Origin of the sequence: Paraburkholderia sp. J11-2 (assembly GCF_905220185.1) — a bacterium.
Classification (GTDB): Bacteria; Pseudomonadota; Gammaproteobacteria; order Burkholderiales; family Burkholderiaceae; genus Paraburkholderia.
In genome coordinates, this window is sequence record NZ_CAJMYY010000012.1 from 57,342 (window position 1) to 81,756 (window position 24,415).

At 65.6% G+C, this 24,415-nt stretch carries 19 protein-coding genes; 9 read left to right on the top strand and 10 right to left on the bottom strand.

Going from position 1 to position 24,415, the window contains the following annotated elements; all coding sequences use genetic code 11:
* Window positions 1-24 precede the first annotated feature (24 nt).
* Entirely contained in the window at window positions 25-813 is a 789-nt protein-coding gene (locus tag U5A57_RS18130; RefSeq protein ID WP_321913053.1) for a sulfite exporter TauE/SafE family protein, read from the top strand.
* A gap of 42 nt (window positions 814-855) precedes the next feature.
* Here the strand turns inward: U5A57_RS18130 and U5A57_RS18135 are convergent, their stop codons facing one another.
* Entirely contained in the window at window positions 856-1,116 is a 261-nt protein-coding gene (locus tag U5A57_RS18135; protein ID WP_321913054.1) for a hypothetical protein, read from the bottom strand.
* Window positions 1,117-1,368: 252 nt separating this feature from the next.
* Window positions 1,369-1,722, bottom strand: a complete 354-nt coding sequence (locus U5A57_RS18140) for a BON domain-containing protein (protein WP_321913055.1) — start codon at window positions 1,720-1,722, stop codon at window positions 1,369-1,371.
* A 598-nt stretch (window positions 1,723-2,320) separates the two neighbouring features.
* On the opposite strand from U5A57_RS18140, the gene U5A57_RS18145 reads away from it, so the two are divergent.
* The 3 genes from U5A57_RS18145 to U5A57_RS18155 all read left to right on the top strand — a co-directional run bounded on the left by U5A57_RS18145 (window position 2,321) and on the right by U5A57_RS18155 (window position 5,683).
* On the top strand, window positions 2,321-3,820 hold the full coding sequence (locus tag U5A57_RS18145; RefSeq protein ID WP_321913056.1) for a TAXI family TRAP transporter solute-binding subunit: 1,500 nt from the start codon (window positions 2,321-2,323) through the stop codon (window positions 3,818-3,820).
* 79 nt (window positions 3,821-3,899) lie between these two features.
* Window positions 3,900-4,553 (top strand): 2-hydroxychromene-2-carboxylate isomerase, encoded by a 654-nt coding sequence (locus U5A57_RS18150; RefSeq protein ID WP_321913057.1) that lies wholly within the window; start codon window positions 3,900-3,902, stop codon window positions 4,551-4,553.
* A 143-nt stretch (window positions 4,554-4,696) separates the two neighbouring features.
* Entirely contained in the window at window positions 4,697-5,683 is a 987-nt protein-coding gene (locus U5A57_RS18155) for a LysR family transcriptional regulator (protein WP_321913058.1), read from the top strand.
* Window positions 5,684-5,740: 57 nt separating this feature from the next.
* On the opposite strand, the gene xdhC is transcribed toward U5A57_RS18155, so the two are convergent.
* The 3 genes from xdhC to xdhA are packed head-to-tail and all read right to left on the bottom strand — an operon-like array spanning window position 5,741 to window position 10,270.
* A complete protein-coding gene (gene xdhC / locus U5A57_RS18160; RefSeq protein ID WP_321913059.1) occupies window positions 5,741-6,325 on the bottom strand; it encodes a xanthine dehydrogenase accessory protein XdhC in 585 nt (194 codons plus the stop codon).
* On the bottom strand, window positions 6,322-8,688 hold the full coding sequence (gene xdhB, locus U5A57_RS18165) for a xanthine dehydrogenase molybdopterin binding subunit (RefSeq protein ID WP_321913060.1): 2,367 nt from the start codon (window positions 8,686-8,688) through the stop codon (window positions 6,322-6,324). The genes xdhC and xdhB overlap by 4 nt, the downstream gene beginning before the upstream one ends.
* Before the next feature lie 40 nt (window positions 8,689-8,728).
* Window positions 8,729-10,270, bottom strand: a complete 1,542-nt coding sequence (gene xdhA, locus U5A57_RS18170) for a xanthine dehydrogenase small subunit (protein ID WP_321913061.1) — start codon at window positions 10,268-10,270, stop codon at window positions 8,729-8,731.
* A gap of 475 nt (window positions 10,271-10,745) precedes the next feature.
* Between xdhA and U5A57_RS18175 the strand changes: the two genes are divergently transcribed.
* Window positions 10,746-11,999 carry an MFS transporter gene (locus U5A57_RS18175; RefSeq protein ID WP_321913062.1) on the top strand — a complete coding sequence of 418 codons (1,254 nt, stop codon included), beginning with the start codon at window positions 10,746-10,748 and terminating at the stop codon, window positions 11,997-11,999.
* A gap of 82 nt (window positions 12,000-12,081) precedes the next feature.
* Here the strand turns inward: U5A57_RS18175 and U5A57_RS18180 are convergent, their stop codons facing one another.
* The 3 genes from U5A57_RS18180 to aspT (U5A57_RS18190) all read right to left on the bottom strand — a co-directional run bounded on the left by U5A57_RS18180 (window position 12,082) and on the right by aspT (U5A57_RS18190) (window position 17,279).
* Window positions 12,082-13,743, bottom strand: coding sequence for a bifunctional aspartate transaminase/aspartate 4-decarboxylase (locus tag U5A57_RS18180; RefSeq protein WP_321913063.1), 1,662 nt, complete (start codon window positions 13,741-13,743; stop codon window positions 12,082-12,084).
* Window positions 13,744-13,808: 65 nt separating this feature from the next.
* Window positions 13,809-15,494, bottom strand: coding sequence for an aspartate-alanine antiporter (aspT, locus tag U5A57_RS18185; protein WP_321913064.1), 1,686 nt, complete (start codon window positions 15,492-15,494; stop codon window positions 13,809-13,811).
* A gap of 102 nt (window positions 15,495-15,596) precedes the next feature.
* Window positions 15,597-17,279: an aspartate-alanine antiporter gene (gene aspT / locus U5A57_RS18190; RefSeq protein WP_321913065.1), complete on the bottom strand. Its 1,683-nt coding sequence runs from the start codon at window positions 17,277-17,279 to the stop codon at window positions 15,597-15,599.
* A gap of 572 nt (window positions 17,280-17,851) precedes the next feature.
* Between aspT (U5A57_RS18190) and U5A57_RS18195 the strand changes: the two genes are divergently transcribed.
* The gene (locus U5A57_RS18195; protein WP_321913066.1) at window positions 17,852-18,832 is read left to right on the top strand and encodes a LysR family transcriptional regulator; all 981 of its coding nucleotides are present in this window, start codon (window positions 17,852-17,854) and stop codon (window positions 18,830-18,832) included.
* A gap of 82 nt (window positions 18,833-18,914) precedes the next feature.
* Here U5A57_RS18195 and U5A57_RS18200 read toward each other — a convergent pair whose 3' ends face one another.
* A complete protein-coding gene (locus U5A57_RS18200; RefSeq protein ID WP_321913067.1) occupies window positions 18,915-19,442 on the bottom strand; it encodes a plasmid fertility inhibition factor family protein in 528 nt (175 codons plus the stop codon).
* A gap of 117 nt (window positions 19,443-19,559) precedes the next feature.
* Between U5A57_RS18200 and U5A57_RS18205 the strand changes: the two genes are divergently transcribed.
* Window positions 19,560-20,360, top strand: a complete 801-nt coding sequence (locus tag U5A57_RS18205) for a crotonase/enoyl-CoA hydratase family protein (protein WP_321913068.1) — start codon at window positions 19,560-19,562, stop codon at window positions 20,358-20,360.
* 244 nt (window positions 20,361-20,604) lie between these two features.
* Window positions 20,605-22,422 (top strand): winged helix-turn-helix domain-containing protein, encoded by a 1,818-nt coding sequence (locus tag U5A57_RS18210; RefSeq protein ID WP_321913069.1) that lies wholly within the window; start codon window positions 20,605-20,607, stop codon window positions 22,420-22,422.
* 66 nt (window positions 22,423-22,488) lie between these two features.
* On the opposite strand, the gene U5A57_RS18215 is transcribed toward U5A57_RS18210, so the two are convergent.
* Entirely contained in the window at window positions 22,489-22,758 is a 270-nt protein-coding gene (locus U5A57_RS18215; RefSeq protein WP_321913070.1) for a hypothetical protein, read from the bottom strand.
* 348 nt (window positions 22,759-23,106) lie between these two features.
* Between U5A57_RS18215 and U5A57_RS18220 the strand changes: the two genes are divergently transcribed.
* Window positions 23,107-24,291, top strand: a complete 1,185-nt coding sequence (locus U5A57_RS18220) for an MFS transporter (RefSeq protein WP_321913071.1) — start codon at window positions 23,107-23,109, stop codon at window positions 24,289-24,291.
* The last annotated feature ends 124 nt before the right edge of the window (window positions 24,292-24,415 follow it).

Consider the following 24,415-nt stretch of genomic DNA (forward strand, 5'->3'; position numbering starts at 1 on the left):
CCTGAACCGGCTTCCTCGCGCGCGATGTCCTTCCCCCATATCGATCTGCTGTATTCGCTGTCCGGCCTGTTCGTCGGATTTCTGGTCGGCCTGACCGGCGTGGGTGGCGGCTCGCTCATGACGCCGCTCCTCGTCCTCGTGTTCCACGTGCACCCCGCCACGGCAGTGGGCACCGACCTGCTGTACGCGGCGGCGACCAAGTCGACGGGCACGCTCGTGCACGGGCTCAAGGGTTCGGTGGACTGGCGTGTGACGCTGCGGCTCGCAACCGGCAGCGTGCCTGCCGCAACGATCACGCTGATTCTGCTGCACCGCTATGGCATGGACACGCCGCGCGCAGGGCATCTGATCCAGGCCGTGCTGGGCGTGGCGCTCCTTATCACGGCCGTGGCGCTCATTTTCCGCCCGCAGCTCGCTGCATTCGCTTCGCGCCACCGCCACGAGCCCGGCGAAGCGCGCACGCTGTTTTTCACGATCTTCACGGGCGCGGTCCTCGGCGTGCTCGTCTCGCTGACCTCGGTGGGCGCGGGCGCCATCGGCGTGACGGTGCTGCTGCTGCTCTACCCGGCGCTGCCCACGGTGCGCATCGTCGGCTCCGATGTCGCGCACGCCGTGCCGCTCACGCTCCTCGCGGGCGCGGGCCACTGGCTGCTCGGCTCGATCGACTGGCACATGCTGCTTTCGCTCTTGTGCGGCTCGTTGCCCGGCATCGCGATCGGCAGCCTGCTTTCTTCGAAAGCGCCTGAAAAGCTGCTGCGCGTGCTGCTCGCCGCGACGCTCACGCTCGTGGGCGTGCGGCTCGTGCTCTCCTGAGCGCCGCGCACGTCATACACATCCCGCGCGGCACGGGCGCGCTCAGGCGTGAGGCGCCTGGCGGAAGAACCTGCCATTGAGATCGACCTCGAACTGGCGCAGCCACTGGCCGCGCGCGTCGAGGCGGTAAGCCTGCGCCCAGGCGCCGCGCCGCACGATCAGCATGTCGCCGTGGTCCGGATCGTTGGGATCGGCTTCGCCGCGAATATCGAACTGCATGGGCGCAAAGCCGTGCCGCGCACAGGCGAGTTCGAAGGCCGCCCGGTCGACGAGCGGCAAGTCGGTGTAGGTATGAATGGTCATGGCGATTTCCTGCTTTCCAGCGATGAGGCCGCGCTCGACCTCGGGGAAGACGCGCGATATCCACGGTATACCCCCAACCGCGGGAAAACTGTGTGTCAAACTACACTTTGGCGGCTGCAGTGCAGCATGACGAAATTGCATGCCAGACACACGCGCATAAAAAAAGCCCGGCCTGCAGAGGCCGGGCTTTTTCTTCGGACTTTTTCCTGCTACGTGCCGCGAGCACCCTGTTTCCAGGGCGCGTGACAGCGTTTATTGCTGCATGACCGTCAGCTTGTTCGACACCGACTTCACGCCTGCCACGCCTTGCGCGACCTCGCCAGCCTTGTCGATCTGGCCCTGATCCGGCACCGTGCCTTCCAGGGTGACCGCGCCGCCGTGCGAGCGCACGCTGATGTTCGAAACGTCGACGCCCTGGGTCTTCGAGAGCGCCTTGCGCACCGTGTAGCCCAGCTTGCGGTCGGCCTTCTTGGCCGACGTCGCCGGAGCGGCCGAGGTCGTAGCCGCGGGTGCGTTCGCCGAGTTGTCTTGCGCATAGGACGCGCTGCATGCCACCGACAGGCACAGTGCCGCGCCCAGCGTCTTCAGAATAGCGACCGATTTCATGTTTTCTCCTTGTGTCTTCGCGTTGTTGCGCGTTGTTGCGGTGTGTTGCCTGGAATAGGACCGCCTCCCTTGCCGGCGGACGGCCCGAAGGCCGCTCGTCAGCCACGGTCTGACGGCTTGGTTACCACTACCGATGACCGCGTACAGCACGCAATGCGCGCGTGCACGGCCAGGGTCTGGACGCGATGCGAGAGGCAAGGATGAAAGGACGTCGAATGACTTTGGTTATTACGCCCGCCCGGACAGGTCTGCGCCCGTTTCCTGTTTGTTATGCATGGATGATGCGTCGATGCCCGCGCGAGCCAGATGCTTCGGCCAGACTTCCGGTCCCGGGCGCGCCATGCCAGGCGCGGCAGGCGAATCACAATTTAGCCTGGCTGTGCCGCAAGCGCAAAGAGTTTAGCGCAGGCGCCTGCGGCATGCGCTCAAGGTGTTCGGCGAGGCACGCCGCATGCCGCCGCAACGCCGATTCTCATGTACCATCGGCTCCACAGAGCCCGCGCGGCGCGCGTGCCTGAGCCCACCCCGGCGCGAGCGCCGGACCCAACGCGGACCCGACCCGCACGCTCCCGAACCACCCGAGGCCCGCTCCACCCCGATGAAGTCCCGTACCGGCCGCAAACCTCCTCCCCGTCTCGTCGCGCGCTTCGTGGCGATCTCGTGGCGCGACCTGGCAGTCACGTTCGGCCCCATCCTGCTCGTGAGCGCGGCAGCCATCTGGCTCGCGGTGCGCCTCATCCAGCCCGCGCCGCCCAACACGCTCACCATGAGCGCCGGGCCCAAGGGCAGCACCTACTGGAACGCCGCGCAAAAGTACAAGGACATCCTCGCGCGCAACAAGATCACGCTGAACGTGCTCGAATCGGAAGGCTCGGTGCAGAACCTGCAGCGTCTCGCCGATCCGAAGTCGAACGTCGACGTGGCGTTCGTGCAGGACGGCATCGCGAGCAAGGTGCCGGACGGCCTCGTCTCGCTCGGCAGCGTGGCTTATGTGCCGCTCGTGGTGTTCTATCACGGCCCAGTCGCCACCCGGCTTTCGCAGTTCGAAGGCCAGCGCATCGCCATTGGCGCCGAGGGCAGCGGCACGCGCGAACTCGCGCTCACGCTGCTCAAGGCGAACGGCATCCAGCCCGGCGGCGCGACGAAACTGCTGCCGCTCTCGGGCGACGACGCCGCGCGCGACCTTGTGGCGGGCAAGATCGACGTCGCGTTTCTCGCAGGCGATTCCGCGCAGCCGGCCGTCATGGGCCACCTCATGCGCACGCCGGGTGTGCGCTTTTTCGACTTCGTGCAGGCCGACGCCTTCGCGCGCCGCTACCCGTATCTCACGGCCATCACGATTCCGATGGGCGCGTTCGATCTCGGCAAAAATCTGCCCGCCACGCCGCTGCAGATCATCGCGCCCACGGCCGTACTGGTCGCGCGCGACTCGCTCCACCCGGCACTCTCAGACCTGCTGATCGAAGCGGCCAAGGAGGTGCACGGCCGCTCCTCGCTCCTGCAGCACGCAGGCGAGTTCCCCGCGCCGCGCGCCCAGGATTTCCCGATCAGCGGCGACGCCGCGCGCTACTACAAGTCGGGCAAGAGCTTCCTCTACCGCGTGCTGCCCTTCTGGGTGGCGAGCCTCGCCGACCGGCTCGTGGTGCTGCTCGTGCCGATCATCGTCGTGCTGATTCCGGGCCTGCGGATCGTCCCTTCGCTCTACGCCTGGCGGGTAAAATCGCGGATCTACCGCTGGTATGGCTCGCTCATCGCACTCGAGCGCGCCGCGATGGCCGACAACTCGCCCACCGAGCGCAGCGCGCTGATCCGCCAGCTCGACAAGATCGAGGAGTCGGTCAACGGCATGAAAATGCCGCTCGCGTATGCCGAGCAGTTCTACGTGCTGCGCGAACATATCGGCTTCGTGCGCGCGCGGCTCTCCGGCACGCGCGAAGCGCTGGACGCAAGCGTTGTTGCGCAAGAGGAGCAGACAGCGCAAAGCGCCGAAGAGGCAGAGACGCCGGAAGGCGCCAGCAAAGAAGCAGGCACAGCGGGTACAGAGGCGAGCCATGCAGACGAAAGCGGCGGCAACGAAACAGGCGAGCGCACGCATTAGCGCCGCTGCACGCATTTTGAACCGAACAATCGGCCATGCAATCAATGGCCCGGAAATCGCCCAAGAGCGGAGGAACAGCATGATCGACGGCATCGACGCCAGCCAGCCGGCCTGGTTCTACGACTTCGTGTCGCCGTTTTCGTACCTGTTGCTGGAACAGCACGAGAAGTGGCCCGGCTTCGACTTCGTGCCGACGCCCGTGCTGCTGTCCGAGCTATATCGCCACTGGGGCCAGCCGTTCGGCTCCGCGGTCCCGGCCAAGCGCATCTTCACCTACCGGCACGCGCTCTTTCGCGCCGAGCAACTCGGCATTCCGTTCAAGATGCCGCCCGCTCACCCGTTCGACTCGGTCAGGCCGATGCTGCTCGCCATCGCCGCGGGCGGCGATCTCGCGTGCGTGCGCGAGATTTTTCGTTTCATCTGGCGCGAGGGGCGGGACCCGTCGAGCGACGAGGGCTTCGAACAGCTTTGCGAGCGCGTGGGCATTGCGCACGGCGAGTCGCTGATCGAGGAAGAATCCGTGCGCGCGCAGTTGCGCCGCAACACCAATGACGCCATCGCCATGGGCGTGTTCGGCGTGCCGACGTTCTGGATGAACAAGCAGCTCTTCTGGGGCGAAGACGCCTTGCCGATGGTGCTCTACTGCGCGCGCAGCCCGAACTGGCTCGACTCGCGCGAGGTCAAGCGCATCACCACGCTGCCTTCGGGACTCGCAAAGACCGTGGCCGAGTGAACGGCAACGCCTCCGAAGCATCCTTCTGATCTCCGTCATGCCGCGCACCCTATGGCGGCGGCGCGCGAGGCGGCTTATGGTTATGGCTGAACGCGTGCGCGCGCAGGTTTCTCTGGCGCACGCGCCCTTGCCCGCCACGCCCCATGGACGACGATAACGCCCTCACCCTCGATATCTGGCTGGTGCGAGTCCTGCGCACGCTGCTGGTCGAGCGCAGCGTCACGCAGGCCGCGCTGCGCCTGAATCAGACCCAGCCCGCCATCAGCACGGCGCTGCGCCGTCTGCGCGAGATCCTGGGCGATCCCATCCTCGTGCGCGGCAAGGCCGGCATGGTGCCGACCGAGTACGGCGAGTCGCTGTTGCAGCACGCGCAGCGCGTGCTGCGCGACGTGGAATTCGTCGCCACGCCGCACGGCGACTTCGACCCGGAGCGCTCGAAGCGCACATTTCGCCTCGCCGCCCCCGATTACCTCAACGACTTCTTCATGCCGACGCTGATCGCCCGCTTTCGCGAGACGGCGCCGGCGGCGCGGCTGGAGATCCTCTCGCTCTCGCCCACGCTCGACCATCACGGCGCGCTGGACGCGGGCGAACTCGACATCGTGATCGGCAACTGGCCGAAGCCCGAGCCGCGTTTCGCGCGCAGCGACCTGTTCTCCGACAAGGTCGTCTGCATGATGCGTGCGGATCATCCGCTCGCGCGCCGCGAACTCACGCGCGAGGCGTATCTCGCGGCGCCCCATCTCGCGCCCACGCCCTATACGGGCGCGCATGCCAGTGCGATCGATCTGGGATTCGCGAAGGCGAAGGCCGAGCGGCGCATCGTCGCGACGCTGCCCTACTTCGGGCTCGTGCCGCAGGTTTTGCTGCAATCGGATCTGATCTTCACGACGACACGGCGCTTCGCACAGCATTACGCGAAGCTCATGCCCCTTGCCGTGGTCGACACGCCGATCGCGTTTCCGCGCATTCACTGCTATCAGATGTGGCATCCGCAGCCAGACAGGCCGAGCGACGTGGGATGGCTGCGCGGCTTGATCGACGAGGTATCGGGAACGCTCACCGCCGAGCGCGGCACGAAGCGCGCGAGCGCGAAGAGGGCTGCGAGCGTGGCTAGCGAGGCGCTTTGAAATGCAAACGGGCGCCTCATCGTCGAGGCGCCCGTTTTACTTGCACGATGCGTCGGATCAGACGAGCGCGGCCGCTCTCACCACAGCCGGGCGCTGCGCCACCCGCATCTGCATGAGCTGCGCGGCGACTGCCACCGCAATCGACGAAGGCGCCTTGTCGACGATGCCCGTCACGCCGATCGGGCAGGTGATCTCCTCCATACGCTCTTCTTCCACGCCGCGCTCCATGAGCCGCCGCTCGAACTTCACGCGCTTCGTTTTCGAGCCGATCAGGCCGAACCACGCGAAATCGCGCCGCCGCATGATGCGCTCGGACAGCTCGAAGTCGAGCGCGTGATTGTGCGTCATCACGAGGAAGTACGCGCCCGCCGGCGCTTCGTCGACGATCGCCGCCGGCGTGTCCGTCGCTTCGATCTGCACGTTGGCGGGCACTTCGTCGGGGAACAGCTCGTCGCGCTCGTCGACCCATTGCACGACGCACGGCAGCATGCCGAGCAACGTGATGAGCGCGTGCCCCACATGGCCTGCGCCGAACAGCACGATGTGCATCGGCCCGTAATGCGGCACCGGCGTACTGCGGCGGCCAATGATCACGCGTCCGGTTTCATCGACGCGCACGCAATGCTCAGGATGGCGACTCATTTTGCGGACCCCTCGCGCGCCATCGCCCGCACCGCGCGCACGCCCTTCAAGATTTCCTCGGCGGTGGCCGGCGCATTCATCGGCGGATTGAAGCGGTAGTCGGCCACGCTCGCCACGGCGTCGCGAATCGCGAAGAACACCGAGAACGGCAGCAACAGCGGCGGCTCGCCCACAGCCTTCGAGCGGTGGATGCTGTCCTCCGCGTTGCGGTTCTTGAAGAGCCGCACGTTGAATTCGGGAGGCGTGTCGTTCACGGTCGGGATCTTGTAGGTGGATGGCGCGTGCGTCATAAGCTTGCCGTCCGGCTTCCACCACAGTTCTTCCGTGGTGAGCCAGCCCATGCCCTGGATGAAGCCGCCTTCCACCTGCCCCACATCGAGCGCCGGGTTCAGCGACGCGCCCACGTCGTGCAGCGCATCGGCGCGCAGCACGCGCATTTCGCCCGTGAGCGTGTCGATCACGACTTCCGATACCGCCGCGCCATACGAGTAGTAGTAGAACGGCCGGCCGCGCAGCGTAGCCTGGTCCCAGTACAGCTTGGGCGTGGTGTAGAAACCATCGGACCAGAGCTGGACGCGCGCGAGATAGGCCTTCGAAACCAGCGTTTCGAACGGCACGATCGTCTCGCCCACGATCACGGATTCGTTGGCAAAGCGCACGTCGGCGGCGTTGACCTCGCCCTTGCCGTACGTCGTCGCGGCCAGCGCGGCGAGGCGCTCGCGCAACTGGCGCGCGGCGTCCTGTGCCGCCTTGCCGTTCAGGTCCGTGCCAGTCGATGCGGCCGTGGCGGACGTGTTCGCCACCTTGCTCGTATCCGTGGCGGTCACGCGCACGCGGCCGAACTCGATGCCAAGCTCCTGCGCCACGACCTGCGCGACCTTCGTGTTCAGGCCCTGGCCCATTTCGGTGCCGCCGTGGTTCACGAGCACCGAGCCGTCGGTGTAGATATGAACGAGCGCGCCCGCCTGGTTGAAGTGCGTGACGTTGAACGCAATGCCGAACTTGACCGGCGTGAGCGCGATGCCCTTCTTGAGCACTTCGTTGTTCGCGTTGAATTCGCGAATCGCGGCGCGGCGCGCGCGATAGCCGCTCGTTTCCACGAGTTCGTCGATCAACTCGTGAATGACGTTGTCCTCGATGACCTGGCCGTAAGGCGTTTCGTTGTTCTGCGTCTTGCCGTAGAGATTGCGGCGGCGCACGTCGAGCGAATCGAGGCCGAGCGAGCGCGCCACGTCGTCCATGATGTACTCGATCGCGAATGCGCCCTGCGGGCCGCCGAAGCCGCGAAACGCCGTGTTCGACTGCGTGTTGGTCTTGCCGCAGAAACCGGCGATCGACACGTCGGGCAGCCAGTAGGCGTTGTCGAAGTGGCAGACCGCGCGCGTCATCACCGGGCCGGACAGGTCTGCGGAAAAGCCGCAGCGCGAGGTCATGTCGACCGACACGCCTTCGATCGCGCCCTGGTCGTCGTAGCCCACTTCATACGTGTAGTGGAAATCGTGGCGCTTGCCCGTGACCATCATGTCGTCGTCGCGGTCCGGGCGCAGCTTCACGGGGCACAGCAGCTTCCATGCGGCGAGCGCCGCGCAGCACGCGAAGAGGCCCGACTGCGATTCCTTGCCGCCGAAGCCGCCGCCCATGCGACGGCATTCCACGAGCACGTTGTGGGAGGCCACGCCCAGCACGTGCGCAACGAGGTGCTGCATCTCGCTCGGGTGCTGGGTCGAGCACCACACGTGCATGCCGTCGTCGTCCTTCGGCACCGCGTAGGCGATCTGGCCTTCGAGGTAGAACTGCTCCTGGCCGCCCAGCAGCATCTCGCCTTCATGGCGGTGCGCGGCGCGCGCGGCACGCGTGGACGCCTCGCCGCGCGCAAGCTTCATCGGCGGCAGCACCGACTGCTGCGCGGCGCGCGCCTGCTGCGCCGTGAGCACGGCGGGCAGCTCTTCGTACTGCACCTCGGCGCGGCGCGCGGCAAGGCGCGCCGTGTCGTGAGAAGTCGCCACGACGATGAACATGGGCTGGCCCACGTACTGCACGACGCCGTCGGCGAGCACCGGATCGTCGTGGATGATCGGGCCGCAGTCGTTCACGCCGGGAATGTCCTCGGCCGTGAGCACCGCCACGACGCCGGGCGTCGCGCGCACTTTCGCGAGGTTCATCGAAACGATGCGCGCGTGCGGCTTCTGCGAGAGGCCGAGCGCGGCGTGCAGCGTGCCGGCCACGACCGGAATGTCGTCGGTATAGGTAGCGCGGCCGCTCACATGCAGATGCGCGGATTCATGCGGGCGCGAGACATGCACTTGCGCGAAGGGCTCGCGTGCCTTGAGTTCGTCCAGGAACGGTTCGGCTTGCTGGTTCATTGTGTCGTTCTCCGTATCTCTTTTCCGATTCCTGAATGTCTCAAGCCGTTTCTGCTGCGACGTTGCGCACGTTGATCGCTTGCGGCGCAAGCGGGTTATGCGGGCGCGTTTCGAGCCAGAAGCGGTACAGCGTGTTCTTCGCGGCTTCGAGGCGGTAGTCGCTCGTCGCGCGCATGTCGGAAAGCGGCGCGTAGTCGTTGCCAAGCGCGATCATCGCGGCCTGGGCCGTGGCTTCGTGCCATTGCGCGTCGGCGAGCACGCCTTCCGCGTGGGTCGCGCGCTTCGGCGTGGCAGCCATGCCGCCAAAGGCGATGCGCGGCTCGCGAATCACGTCGCCATCGGCGATATACGCGAAGGCGGCGCACACGGCCGAGATGTCCGAGTCGAAGCGCTTCGAGACCTTATAGGTGCGAAAACGCAGGTTCGCACGCGCACCGGTGCGCGTGGGCACCTTGAGCGCAAGCACGAACTCGTGCTCGGCCATGTCCTTCTTTTGATAGGCGAGGTAAAGATCTTCGAGCGCCATCTCGCGCTCGACATCGCCGCCGCGCAGCACCACACGCGCGCCGAGCGCGATGAGCCCCGGCATCGAGTCGCCGATGGGCGAACCGTTCGCGACGTTGCCGCCTATCGTGCCCGCGTTGCGGATCGGCAGCGAGGCGAAGCGCTGCCACATCTCTTCGAGTTCCGGGTACGGCTTCGCGAGTTCGGCATACGCGCGCTCCACAGTCACGCCCGCGCCGATCTCGATCCACGCGTCACTCACGTCGATGCGGCGCATCGCGTCGACCTGGCCCACGTAGACGATGTCGCCAAGCTCGCGCATCTGCTTCGTGACCCACAGGCCGATGTCGGTGCTGCCCGCGAGGATGCGCGTGTTGGGACGCTCGGCCTTGATGGCGGCGAGCGCCTCGACGGTGCGCGGCGCGTCGTAGTGCTGGCCACGGCTCTCGTAGTGGAAAGTGTCCTTGCGCTCGAGCGTGGCGAGCGTTTGCGCGAGCGCCTTCACGTCGACAGGCTGCTTCGGCGCGCCGGCCTGGAACATCTGCTCGGCGGCGTCGAGGATCGGCCGGTAGCCCGTGCAGCGGCACAGGTTGCCCGTGAGCGCGTTGGCGATCTCGTCGCGCGAAGGCACGCTGCAGGCGCCCTTGCCCGCGCACGCGCCGAGGCCGGCGGGGTCCGCGTGCTCGTGGCCGTGCTTTTCATAGAGCGCCCACATCGACATCACGAAGCCGGGCGTGCAGAAGCCGCACTGCGAACCGTGGCAATCGACCATGGCCTGCTGCACGGGATGCAGCGAGCCGTCGGGCTGGCGCAGGTCTTCGACGGTGAAGAGCGCCTTTCCGTCGAGCGTGGGCAGGAACTGGATGCAGGCGTTGACGGCCTTGAAGCTCACGCCGCCCGCCTCGTTGCGCTCGCCCACCACGACCGTGCAGGCGCCGCAGTCGCCTTCGGCGCAACCTTCCTTGGTGCCGGTGCAGCGCGCGTCTTCGCGCAGGTACTGGAGAACGGTGCGGGTGACGCCCGCGTCGCTGACTTCGCGAATCGCGTTGCGGTGGTAAAAGCGGATCGGCTGGCTCATGGTTTCTGGCTCGTCGTTGGCTGCGGCTCGCAAAAGGCGTGTGCCGCTCGAGTGGACGGTTCGAAAACTATCACTGCCAATATTGGCAACCCATAGCTAGAGGAGCATGGGGGATATATCGTTGAATCGATAAATCGGTGTGCTGCGGGATGGCTGTGCTTATGTTGACGTGTCTTGATTGCGCGATTTCGTTGTCTATTCGTGAATATCGGACATATTCGACTGAGCATTAACCCGTTCAAACACCGATATCTCCGCACGAACGGTCGGACAAAGCCACCGCGCTTGCGCGAATTGCGGGCAACGTCGCGCAATATCGCTGGATCTCCGCGGCGGGGCTATCGGACGCAAACCGCTGTCATCGCCGCAGAAAACCCGTGTTCCGCCGGCCGGAACAGCTTTTCAATTTCTGCATAAAAACCGGTTCCATGGGACAATCACGCCTTTCCCGCCGTTTTCCATCCGCGTTTTCCCCATGTCTGCTGATTTGGCGCCCAGGCGCAACGCCGCATCGACGACCCTGCAGATCATTCCGGTCGTCTTTTTCACCTTCCTCTGCTATCTGACGATCGGCATTCCGCTCGCGGTGCTGCCAGGCTACGTGCATAACGACCTCGGTTTCAGCACCGTGGTGGCAGGCGCGGCGATCAGCGTGCAGTACATCGCCACGCTCTGCTCGCGCGCGCTCGCGGGCCGCTCGGCGGACACGCTCGGCCCCAAGAGAACCGTGACGATCGGCCTGACGATCTGCGGCGCGAGCGGCGTGCTGCTCCTCCTTGGCACGCTCGTCGATCACTGGCCCGGCCTCTCGCTCGCGCTGCTGGTAGTGAGCCGCCTGTTGCTCGGCTGCGGCGAAAGCCTGTGCGGCACCGGCGCGATCCTCTGGGGCATCGGCCGCGTCGGCACCGCTCACAACGCGAAGGTGATCTCGTGGAACGGCATCGCCACTTACGGCGCGCTCGCGATCGGTGCGCCGCTCGGCGTGGTGATGGCGCACGCCATCGGTTACTGGATGCTCGGCGTTTCGGTCATCGCGATGGCCGCGCTCGGTTTCTGGCTCGCGCGCCCGATCGCGCCGGTGCCGATCGTGCACGGCGAGCGCATGTCGTACCGCAGCGTATTCACGCGCGTGCTGCCGCATGGCATCGGCCTCGCGCTCGGCTCGGCGGGTTTTGGCTCCATCGCGACCTTCATCACGCTGTTCTACGCCGCGCGCCACTGGCCCAACGCCGCCTTTACGCTCACGGTGTTCGGTCTGATGTTCATCGGCGCGCGCCTGTTGTTTGCAAACACGATCAAGCGTTTCGGCGGCTTCCGCGTGGCCATCGTCTCGTTCTCGTGCGAGTGCGCAGGCCTCTTGCTGCTGTGGCTCGCGCCCACGCCGCAAGTCGCGCTCGCGGGCGCCGCGCTCACCGGCTTCGGCTTCGCGCTCGTGTTCCCGGCGCTCGGCGTCGAGGCGGTCGGGCTCGTACCGCCCGCAAGCCGCGGTGCGGCGCTCTCGGCGTACTCGGTGTTCCTCGACCTCTCGCTGGGCATTACCGGCCCGCTCGCCGGCTATGTGGCGAACCTGTTCGGGTATGGGTCGGTGTTTCTGTTCGCCGCCATCGCGGCGGCGGCGGCCGTGGCGCTTTCGGTTTCGCTTCATCGCAAGAGCGTGCGCTCGCACGCCGCGCCGGGCGCGCAAAACGCGAGCGGCGCCAGCGCGCCTGCCGGGCGACAAGCCGAATAAAAAAACCGCACCCGGCAAACTGCGCCGGATGCGGCCCGGACTTCAGACGACATCACCGCAGGCGGCTCTACGCCGCCTGCCATCACTTCTTCACCGCAGCCGTATCGAGCTTCTTGCCGGTCGCCTCGTTATAGCGCTTCACGTATTCCTCGGTGAGCTTGGCCACCGCACGGCCGATCTTGCGGTAGTCCGACTCGTTCAGGTTCGCGAGCGACACGCGGCCCGACGGATGCGCCGTGCCAAAACCCTTGCCCGGCAGCAGCACGACGCGCGCCTCGGCCGCCAGCTGGAACAGCAGTTCGTTGGGCTTCACCTGCTTGAGCAGCCAGTCGACGAAATCCCGTCCGAAGCGCTTCTCGCCCAGGTACTCCATGTCGAGAATCGTGTAGTAGTCGACCTGGTTCGGATCGTCCTCGTCGTAGGTCGTGCCCATTGCCTCGAACAGCGCGCGCTTGCGGCTGCGAATCAGGCGCTTGAGCGCGTTCTTGTACGCGTCAGGGGTGTCCATCAACGAGAACAGCGAGAACAGCACCATCTGCACCTGTTGCGGCGTGGAGAGGCCCGCCGTGTGATTGAGCGCGACGGTGCGGCTGTCGGCCACCAGACGGTCGATGAACTTGAGCTTGTCCGGCTCCGTCGTGATCGACTCGTAGCGCTTGTGCAGTATCTTCTTCTCCTCCTTCGGCAGCTTCGCGAGCAAATGATCGAGGACGTTGTCGCGATGCGTTGCGATAGCGCCCAGACGCCAGCCCGTCGCCCCGAAGTACTTCGAGTAGGAGTACACGAGAATCGTGTTCTTCGGCGCGAGTGCGAAGAGCGAGACGAAGTTGTCGGCGAAGGTGCCGTACACGTCGTCGGTGAGGAAGATGAGGTCCGGGCGCTCCTTCACGATCTCGGCAATGTATTCGAGGCTTTCGTCGTCGAGCTTCACCGAAGGCGGGTTGCTCGGGTTCACGAGGAAGAACGCCTTCACCTTCGGGTCGCGCAGCTTGTCGAGTTCCTTCTTCGAGTACTGCCAGTTGTTCTCGACGGTGGCGTTCAGATGCACGACATCGAGCTCATAGTCGTTGAGCTCGGGAATCTCGATGTAGGGCGTGAAGATCGGCATGCCGAGCGCAATGGTGTCTCCCTTCTTGATCAGAAAGTTCTCGCGCATCGTGTTGAAGATGTACGTCATGGCCGCCGTGCCGCCTTCCACGGCGAACACGTCGAACTCGCCGACGAACGGATGCTTGCCGATCATCTCGCGGCGCAGATACTGGCCGACGATGATTTCCGAGAGCTTGAGCATGCGATCCGGCACGGGATAGTTGCAGGCCAGAATGCCTTCGCACATCTCGTAGAGGAAGTCGCCCGCCGAGAGGCCCAGCTGGTCGCGCACGTACGAAACCGCCCCGCCGATGAAATCGATGCCGGGCTGGCCTTTGTTTTCGCGCAGGAACTGATCGAAGCGTTCGACAATGCCCGCGCGCTGCGGGAAGCCGCCTACCCCTTCGGGCATGTACGAGAATGAGCGCTCCGACTCGCGCATCGCGAAGAGACCTAGCTGCCAGAAGCCGTGGCGGGGAATGGTGGCGAGAAAGTTGGGGTTGCCGCGGCCGGCGTTGAGCATCGAGAAGTTGGCCGGGCGTTCGGTCGCACCGCCGCCGGCCGCCTTGATCAGTTCGTCCTTCAGCTCGAACGGGCTCAGTGCCTCGAGGGCCGACTTTTCCTTCGCGCCGTTACTCTTCGCTTTCGTTGCCATGGTGTTCTCCATTGGAAGACGTTGCGCGCGCCGCGCGTCCATGCGCGGCACGCGTTGAGTTCATGTCACGCAAGACCGACCACGAGCGGCCCGAGCAGCGTGAGCAGCACGTTCGCGATCGCATAGGTAATGGCGAACGGCACGGTGGGCACCGCGCTTTCCGCCTTGTCGAGAATGCCGCCGAAGGCGGGGTTCGCACTACGGGCGCCGGACAGTGCACCCGCGAGAATCGCCGCGTTGTTGTACTTGAGCACGTAGCGGCCAAACAGCATCGTGAGGAAGAGCGGCACGAGCGTCACGACCACGCCCAGGAGGAAGATCGTGATGCCGCTTTGCTTGATCGTCACGACCGCCTGCAGGCCCGAGTTCAGCCCCACCACCGCCACGAACGCCGCAAGACCGAAGTCCTTGAGCAGTTGCGAAGCGGCAGGCGGCATCACGCCGTACATCGGGTGCTTGCCGCGCATCCAGCCGAACAGGAGACCCGCGAGCAGACAGCCGCCGCCCGAGCCGAGCGTGAGCGGAATGCCCGCCACATTCACGACGACGAGACCGATCAGCAAGCCGAGCACGAGGCCCACGCCCATGTAGATGAAGTCCGTCTTGTTGCTATAGGCAAGCTCGTAGCCGGCGGCCTGCACCGCGCGTTTGGTATCCGTGGCGGTGCCGTACACGGTCACGACGTCGCCGTGCTCCAGCTTCGTTTCCGGCAGGAGCGGCACGGGCTGGCCCACGCGCTCGATCTTCTCGATGTACACGCCGTGGCGCATATCGCGGTCCACGTTCTTGCGCACTTCGGCAATCGTCGTGTGATTCATGCCCTTCGCCGTGAACACGATCTGACGCGTCTGCATCACGAGGCTCATGCCGCCCGAGTCCGGCACTTCCGGCCCGATCAGCGCCCCCACTTCGACCATCTGCTCGCGGCGGCCCACGACGAGCACGAGGTCGTCGCGGCTCAGCACGAAGTCGGGGGTGGCGTCGATCACCTTGCCCGCGCGGCGGATCTTTTCGATCGCGACGAAATCGTGTTCGGCCAACTCGATTTGCTTGACGGTCTTGCCCGCACCCGCCTCGACGCGGAACACGCGACCGAAGAGCTCGGGCAGCGCCGTGATCTGGCCCGGCCCCGCCACGGCTTCGCCGCCCGACATCTCGCGCTCGGCGTCCATGGAGGCGTCCTTGAGACTGCGGCCCATGAACTTTGGCAGGATGTTCACGCAGACGATGATCGCGCCCAGCGAGCCAAACACATAGGTCACGGCATAGCCGACGGCGACATCGGCCTGCATGGCTTTGACCTGGTCGGCCGGCAGACCGAGGCGTGCAATGGCGTCACCGGCCGTGCCGATGATGGCCGACTGCGTCATGCCGCCCGCGGCGAGACCGGCGGCGAGGCCCTTGTTGAGGTGAAAGAGCTTCGCGCACACGAGCACCGTGACGAGCCCCGCCAGCGCCATGAACACGGACATGGCGATCTCGCGCAGCGTCTTGCGGTTGAGCGAGTTGAAGAAGCCCGGCCCGGAGTCGTAGCCCACCGCGTAGATGAACACGGCGAACATCACCGCCTTCACGCCGTTGTCGACCGTCACGCCAACCTGGCTGATCACGACCGCAGCGATCAGCGACCCGCCCACGCCGCCTAACTGGAACTTGCCGAAGTTGATCTGGCCGATCCAGTAGCCGACGGCCAGGGAAAGAAATAGCGCGATTTCCGGCGATTTGTGAAAGATGTCATGTAGCCATTCCATCGTGTCCTCGCTTTGGGAAAGAACCACCCGTTGCTGCCGGAGATGGCCGTGAGGCGTGCATCAGCGCCGGCCAGATCCAGCAAAAAACGCCAGCCAAACTTGTCAGCCAAACTTCGCCGCGAGCCCCACCACCACGGGGCCCATGAGCGGCAAGAGGATGTTCGACAGCGCATAAGTGATCGTGTAGCCGATCACGGGAGTCGAGTTACCGGCTACGCCGACGAGCGCACTGATCGCCGGTGTGCTGCACTGCTGGCCTGCAATCGCGCCGAGCAGCATCGGCGCTTCGAGCTTGAGGAACATGCGCCCGATCCAGAGTGAGAGAAGCCCCGGAATCAGCACCATCAGAATGCCCGCGAGCGGCAGCGCAAGACCGTACTCACGCACGAGCTTGATCGCGTCGGGACCGGCGGAGAGGCCCACAGCCGCGATGAAGGTGGCAAGGCCGAAGTCCTTGAGCACCTGCGCGGCAGCCGAGGGCAATGAGCCGACCACGGGAAAGTGCGAACGCAGCCAGCCGAAGAAGAGGCCCGAGAGCAGGCAGCCGCCGCCCGTGCCGAGCACGAGCGAGACGCCGCCCACGTTCACGCCGAAACGCCCGATCATCATGCCGACCAGGACGCCGAGGCCGAGATAGACAAAGTCGGTTTTCTGGGTCTGCTGGATCACGTAGCCAAGCCGCTTCGCGCCGCGCGCCACGTCGTTGGGCGTACCGAGCAGCGTGAGCACGTCGCCGCGATGCACGACCGTGCCGGGCAATGCCGGCACCGTGGTGTCTTGCCGCGTAATCGCGCTCACATAGATGCCGCGCCCCGCTTCCGGGGCGGCGCGCTCGCGCATCTGCGCAAGCGTGAGGCCGTTGACGTCGCGGCGCGTGACCATCACGTCCACCCGCTTCGCGAGCAGCTTGAACAAGCCCTCGCCCGGCAACTCTTCGCCGAGGCTGCCAGCGGCCTCGATCACCGCTTCGCGGCGCCCGGCGACGAGCACGACGTCGCCCGGTTGCAGCACGGTCTGCGCAGTGGCGTCGAGCTGACTTCCTTCGCGCAGCACGTGCTCGATCGTGATGTTGTTGCCAAAGCGCGCCTCGAAGGCGGCGACCTCCGTGCCGGCGGCGGAACCCACCTTGAACGCGCGCCCAACGAGCGGCGGCAGCGCTAAGCGTTGCCCGTCGTCGAGCACGCCGTCGCCGCCGAGCTTGCGATACAGTCGCGCAGCCTCTTCGCGCAGATTGATGCGCAAGATGAGCGGCGCGATCTGGCTCGTGAACAGCACGATGGTGATAAGGCCAAAGAGGTAGCTCACGCTGTACGCGGTCACGATATGCGCCTGCAGCGTGCTCGCCTGGGCGTCGGTCAAGCCGAGCCTCGTGATCGCTTCGGAAGCCGTGCCGATCACGGCCGATTCGGTCGCAGCGCCCGCGAGCAGGCCCGCCGCGGTACCCGCATCGAGCTTCATCACCACGACGGCGATCATGATGAGCGCCATGACAGAGACGATCTCGATGATCGATAGGAGACCGTAGCGCCAGCCGCGCCCGACGTTCGCGAAAAACTGCGGACCGCCCGTGAAGCCGAGCGCGAAGATGAAAAGTGCAAAGGCGATGTTCTTGAGGTCCGGCGCAATGCGCGCGCCGGTTTGCCCCAGCACGAGCGCGACGATCAGCGTGCCGCACACGCCCCCGAGGGAGATCGGCCCGAAGCGGATGGAACCAATCAGATAACCGAGCGCGAGGCTCACGAACAGGGCAATCTCGGGTTGCGATTTCAGCAATTCGACGATCATGTCTGGTCTGCCGATTTACGTTTTAGTTAGCCCGAAAGCATGCTCGAAATTGAGCGGCAATGCACATTAAATAACATGCAATGCCAATGCAGGTCGCTATTTTTCCCCATGTGCAACAATTCTTTCACACAGCAAAAGAATCAATGCGCGCTAATTTCCAGGTTGTGAATTACGATGTATTCACAGAGCGCAATGGCTCGCAATTTACCGCAGGCAAGGCGAGTCCGTCGTAAATCTGACAGATCTAATGGATAGCCGCTGCCTGCGCGAACGGCGCAAACACGTTATCCGCAATGCACAAATCGTTGATAGTGACAAAAACGTGCAACGCATTCCTCATTCAATACATGCCATTTGAGTACTGAATCTTTTACAGCTTCGAAATGCTGCCGTGTGTTGAGATAGATATTGTAATTCTCAGCGACTGTCAATATTATTTTTGTTAGATTGCCGCCCTCGTCCATTCGAGGCATATCGTTCAGAACAACGCAGCACATCGCTTCGTTCCCCAACTTCGCCAGCAGTCGCAGTGCCCCTCAACCGGTCCATGCATCGAGCATACGAGGCTACACATGAACCAGATACACGCCATGCGCGTCTTCGTCAGGGTTGCGGAAACCGAGAGCTTTCGTCGCGCCGCGCAGCAGCTCGACGTCTCCAACGCGCTCGTCACGCGCTCCGTCGCGATGCTCGAGGCGCACCTGAACACACGACTCATCAACCGCACCACGCGCAATCTCGCGCTTACCGAGGCAGGGCTGCGTTATCTCGAGGGCTGTCGTTGCGTGCTCGAGGAACTCGATCATCTGGAGCGCTCGCTGGCGCATACGGAAAGCGAGCCGAGCGGCACGCTGCGCGTGGTGGCCGCGGGCGCGCTCTCGCTCGCCACGCTCACACCGCTCATCGACGGTTACCGGCGTCTGTATCCACGCGTGAACGTGCGCCTCACGCTCGCCGAGCGGCCCGTGGATCTCGTGGAAGATGGCTTCGACGTGGGCATTGTCGGCGCCACGCCCGCACGTAACGGCGAATGCGTGGCGCGCGCGCTCGGCACCACGACGTTCGTGCCCTGCGCGGCTCCGGCATGGCTTGCCGAGCACGGCGAGCCGCATACGCCCGAGCAGCTCGCCCAGTGTGCGGCGGTCGCGCTGCCGCCCGAGGAGCGCAGCGCGACGTGGCAGTTCGCGAAGCCTGGCGAGCAGGCCCAGCAGGTCACGCTGCAGCCGGGCTACGCCGTCAACAACATGCTGATGGTGCGCCTCGCGGCGCTAGCCGGCATGGGCGTGGCGATCGTGCCCGCGCCGCTCGTTGCCGACGACTTCACCGCGGGCACCTTGCGGCGCCTGTTGCCCGACTACGATATCGACGACCCGGACGCGCGCATGTCCATCGTCTATCCGAGCCGCCAGTATCTGCCCGCGAAGACGCGCCGCTTCGTCGACTACACGGTCGAGCATTTCGAACACGCGCACAACGCATCGCCCGCGACGACGGCAACGTCATCGCCGGCGAATTCTCCTGGCGCGCCTGCCCGGCCGCTGAGCGTAGCGTGAACACACAACGGGCACGCGCCATGCGCGCGCCCGTGGTTTGGGAACATGTGTTCGAGAACAACCTTACGCGAAGAGCGGCGCCTCAGGGCCTGGGCGCATTGCCGTCGACCGGAACCAGCAGGCCCGGGTCGCCCGCGCCGCACAGTTCGTGCAGCAATGCCGCTTCGCGCTCGTGCACTTCCACCGGTAGCCACGACGCCCCCGCCCACGCGAGGTAGCGCGCACGATGCTGGCCGTTGCGAAACGCCACCACGCCCTCGTGCGCGAGTCCGAACCAACCCGCCAGCCCTGCTACGCGGCGTTTGCTGATCGTTACGTACGGCATCTGCGGCACGCGCTCGTTGTCGGGATCGAGAAACTCGCGAATGCCGCGCACCTTGCCGCTGTGCCAGTCGTCGACGGGCTTGAGCACGTAGTCGGTGTCGTCGCGGTCGGCGCAGAGAAGCAGCTTGTGCAAGTCGACGATCACGACGACATGGCGCGTGCCGTCGGTCGTGAAGACGCGCTTGAAGCGCACATGGTCATACGCGTCGTGGTTGGGCAACGGGACGGTCCAGAAGGGTCCACAAGCAGGATACGGAGAATCCGGAACGGAGGTGATGCTGGACATGGACGTCGATTGCATGCGTGCGCGGGAGAACGTGGTTCGGGCAATTAAAACCGGCCTAAGCTACGGATGGACCGTGAAATTTTTATGACGAATGCGGGGCGCATCGAGGAGCGGCACATGACCATCGAAACCTTCGGCGAACACGTGCGCATCGAAGCGCAAGAGCGTGTAGCAATTCTCGTGCTCGATCGGCCCGCGCAGCGCAACGCCATCGACAGACCTGTAGCGAATGCACTCGCCGCCGCGTTTACCCGCTTCGAGGAAAATCCCGCATGGCTCGCGGGCGTGCTGTATGGCGCGGGCGGCACGTTCTGCGCGGGCGCCGACCTCACCGCGCTCGCCGACCCCGAACGCCGCAATGAAATCCATGCGGACGGCAGTGGCAATGGCCCTCTCGGCCCCACGCGCATGTGGCTCACCAAGCCCGTGATCGCCGCGGTTTCAGGCTACGCCGTTGCCGGCGGGCTCGAACTCGCGCTGCTGTGCGACCTGCGCGTGGTCGAAGATGATGCCGTGCTTGGGGTGTTCTGCCGCCGCGTGGGCGTGCCGCTCATCGACGGCGGCACGGTGCGTCTGCCGCGCCTGATCGGCCTTTCGCGCGCACTCGATCTGATCCTCACGGGGCGCGCCATCGATGCGCAGGAAGCCCTCGCGTTCGGACTCGCCAATCGCGTAGTCGCAAAAGGCCGCGCGCGCGAGGCCGCCGCGCAACTCGCCGCGCAACTGGCAGCGCTTCCGCAGGCCGCGTTGCTTGCGGACCGCCGCTCCGCGCTCGAACACAGCATGCTGCCCGATATTGCCGAAGCGTTGCGCCGCGAAGGTGCACACGGCTATCGCGCGGTGCTCGACGAAGGGCTCGCACTCGCCGCTCGCTTCGCGGCTGGCGAGGGCCGTCATGGCGAACCACTCGATCCGTAGACCGCTGATTGAAAACACGCACGCGTCCTTCCAGGCGGACGATTCACGCGTCAGTGACCAGCACACGCTGCGCTTGACGCTTGAAGGCGCGCGCGCGACCCGCTACATTGAAATTGATCCGCGCCGCTGCCCCCGCCCCTGTCGCCATGTCTCATGACGCTGAGCACGTCTGCGTCTAACGGCAATCTTCAGACGAACCGCCCCGGCGCCCCCTTCCCTGATCCCGCATCACGGGAGAGATCTCATGCCGACGGATCGAATCATCCGCTTTGCGGACTTCGAACTCGACGTCGAGCGGTACCAGCTACGCCGGGCAGGTGCGGAGGTCCGGCTGGAGCGGTTGCCGATGGATCTGCTGATCCTGCTGGCCTCCCGGCGCGGCGAGTTGCTCTCGCGCGCGGACATCGTGGACCGGCTGTGGGCCGGCAGTCCCTTTCGCGACACGGACAACGGGCTGAATACGGCGATCCGCAAGATCCGCATCGCGCTCACCGACGACCCGGCCAGCCCGCGCCACCTCATTACGGTGAAGGGCAAGGGCTACCGCTTCGACGGCATCCTGCCCGAGCGCTCCGAGCTTCACGATGCCTCGCCCCCCGCGCACGACGCGCACACGCCGCGCGAGAGCGAGTACGCGCCACCCGCCGTACGCATGCTGGTGCTGCCGTTCGACAACCACACGGGCGACGCGAGCCAGGAGAGCCTGTGCTTCCAGCTCGCCGACGAAATCTCGGTCACGCTCGGCGCGCTCAACCCGGAGCGCCTGCTCACGATCGCACGCACCACGGCAGCGCGTTACCGCGCGACGCAAAAGAGCATTGGCGAGATCGCGCGCGAACTGAAGCTCGACTACGTGCTCGAAGGCTCGCTCACGCGCGCGGGGCAGCAAACGCGCATCCTCACGCGTCTTATCCGCTGTTCCGACGAAGCACAGATCTGGAGCCGCGCGCACGAGAGCGCCACGCAAGGCGCGCTCGACATCCTCAAGGAAGCGGTCGCGGCGCTCGCCGAGAATCTCGCGTCCACGCTTTCCGAGCAGCAGCGCACGCGCCTCGAGCGTCGCCTGCCCGTCGATCCCGCCGCACACGACGCGTATGTGCGCGGGCGTTTCTTCTGGTATCGCCGCGTGCATTTCGAAGCGGGCTTTTGCGCGCATCACGGCATCGACGGCGAAGACTTCGTGCGCAGCCGAACGTACTTCGAGTCCGCGCTCGAGCACGACCCGAGCTACGCGCTCGGCTATACGGGCCTTTCGAACTACTACGGATCGACGGTGGTGCACGGCTTCGTCGCCCCCGACGATGGCTGGCCGGTCGCGCGCTCGCTTGCCGAGAGCGCGCTCGAACTCGATCCGGATCTGCCCGAGGCACATCACGCACTCGCGGCCGTGCGCTACTTCTACGACTGGGACTGGGATCTCGCCGAGGCCGGCTTCAAGGACGCGCTGCGGCGCAATCCGAGTTACCCGGAGGCGCACAGGCTCTATGCGCGCATGCTCGTGGCGGCGGGCCGCCGCGCCGAGGGCGACGTAGCGATGGAGCGCGCCGAACGCATCGATCCGCTGGCGTTCCAGGGCTCGCGCGCGTTCGGCATGGTGATGTCGGGCAGGCATGCGGAAGTCGTGAGCGAATATCTCGCGCCGGGCCACATGGACCATCCGCCGCTCGTGTATCAGCTGCTCGCAACCGCGTTCGAAGTGAAGAAGCTGTATGCGCAGGCCGTGGACGCGACCGTGGAAGCACTCGAGCGCTGCAACCAGCAAGCGCGCGCTGGCATCATTCGCGCCCGCTGGGAAGCGGGCGGCTACGACGCGGTGCTGCGCTGGTATCTGGAAGATCTGCTCGCGCGGCGACGGGCCCGCTACACCTCGCCGCTTCTCATCGCCGAGGCCTATGCGCGCCTCGCGCAGCCCGACGAAATGTTCCGCTGGCTCGAAACGGCGCTGGCCGAGCGCAGTTCGCGGCTATGCGAGTTGCGCACGAATCCGTGGTTCGCGCCCTGGCGTCCAACGGGGCGCATGCGGCTCATCGAAAAACATATTGGCGGCGGCCCGACACGCTGAGCGGTTGGCGCAAGGCGCGAGAGCGCGTCGCGTCGCCGTCCTGCTACCCTGGTCTGCGTAGTCCCTTCAGTTCCCGTGATAGAGCCCTTCGCTCAGCGCCTTCTGCTGGCCCGACTTCTCGGAGCGTATGAGATCCTGATAGACCTGCGCGTGCGTGAGCGCCATCGGCGCGCCCGAGGCGCCTGTCGACATCGGCGAGCCGCCCACGTCCTGTGCCGCCGGCGGCGTCGCGGCCTGTTGGGTCTGGTCGTCGCTCTGCGACTGCGCCAACGCACTCGCTGCGAAGAAGGCGGCCGCTGCGGTCACTGCGATGCGTACTGTGTTCATCGTGTTCATGTCATCGCTCCAGCAAGGTTGCGCATGTTCGGTTCCGTCATGCGCGGGACGGACGAGGCGAGGACGCGCTCACCGGCAGGCGGGCCGGATGGGGAACGGTTTCGCTCGTGGGTTCGTGTTAGGTATCGTGCGGCCCGGGAGCGCGTTGCGCCATGCACGTAACCTGTAGAAATCGTCAAGAAATATGAAGGAACGGTGAACGAGGTCCGGCGCGCGCACCTGTTGTTTTCCCAACAGTGTCGAAAAGCGTGCCGTATGCGTTGTGTCAGGTTTCAGTACAATTCCGTGTTGACTTAAATAAAACGGCTTCGTGCTCAGCCCGTTGCCGAACCGCGCCGACCCCACGCCATGCCCCTGCCTCTGCTCGCCCTTGCCGTTGCCGCCTTTGGTATCGGTACCACCGAATTTGTGATCATGGGCCTGCTGCCCGACGTCGCGCGCGACCTGAGCGTCTCGATCCCGGCGGCGGGCATGCTCGTCTCGGCCTACGCGCTCGGCGTGACGATCGGCGCGCCCATCGTCGCCATTGCCATCGCCAACGTGCCGCGCAAGCAGGCGCTCATGCGGCTGATCGGCATCTTCATCGTCGGCAACCTGTTGTGTGCGCTCGCCCCGAACTACTCGATCCTGATGGCCGCGCGCATCGTCACCGCGTTCTGCCATGGTGCGTTCTTCGGTATCGGCTCGGTGGTCGCGGCAGGACTCGTCGCGCCGAACCGCCGCGCCCAGGCCATCGCGCTGATGTTCACGGGCCTGACGCTCGCCAATGTGCTGGGCGTGCCGCTCGGCACGGCGCTCGGCCAGATCGCAGGCTGGCGCACGACGTTCTGGGCCGTGACGGCCATCGGCATTGTCGCGGCGGCGGCACTGCAGGTGTGCCTGCCCGCGAAGATCGAAATGCAGAAGGCGAGCCTCGTGCATGAGTTCGGCGTGCTGAAGAACCCGCAGGTGCTCATGGTGCTCGGCATGAGCGTGCTGGCCTCGGCCAGCCTCTTTGCGGTGTTCACCTACATCACGCCGATTCTCGAAGACGTGACGGGTTTCTCGCCGCATGAAGTCACGTTCGTGCTGCTGCTGTTCGGCCTCGGGCTCACGGTAGGCAGCACGCTGGGCGGCAAGCTCGCCGACTGGAAGCTCATGCGCTCGCTGCTCACGTTCCTCGCCATGATCGCCGTGGTGCTCGCCGTGTTCTCGCTGACGATGCACGACCCGGTCGCGGCCATGGCGACGATTTTCGTGTGGGGCATTCTCGCGTTCGCGATCGTGCCGCCGCTGCAGATGCTGATCGTCAACCGCGCGAGCGCCGCGCCCAACCTCGCCTCCACGCTCAACCAGGGCGCGTTCAATCTCGGCAATGCGGGCGGCGCCTGGATTGGGGGTGTGGCGATCAGCGCGGGCGCGCCGCTCACGGCGCTGCCGTGGGTGGGCGTGGTCACCGCGTTCGCAGCACTCGCGCTGACGCTGGTTTCGGCCCAGATCGAACGGCGCACGCGCCGCCGCGTGGCCGTTTCGGGGCCGACTTCCTGCGCGTGAGGTTTTTTTGCGATGCGGGCGTGCACGAACGTGCGTCGCGTTGCGTTCCGTTGAGGCGCGCATGCTCAACGTGAGGCACGACTGCGCCGCCTGGTACGAGCGCCCGTAATGGGGCCTGCTCGCG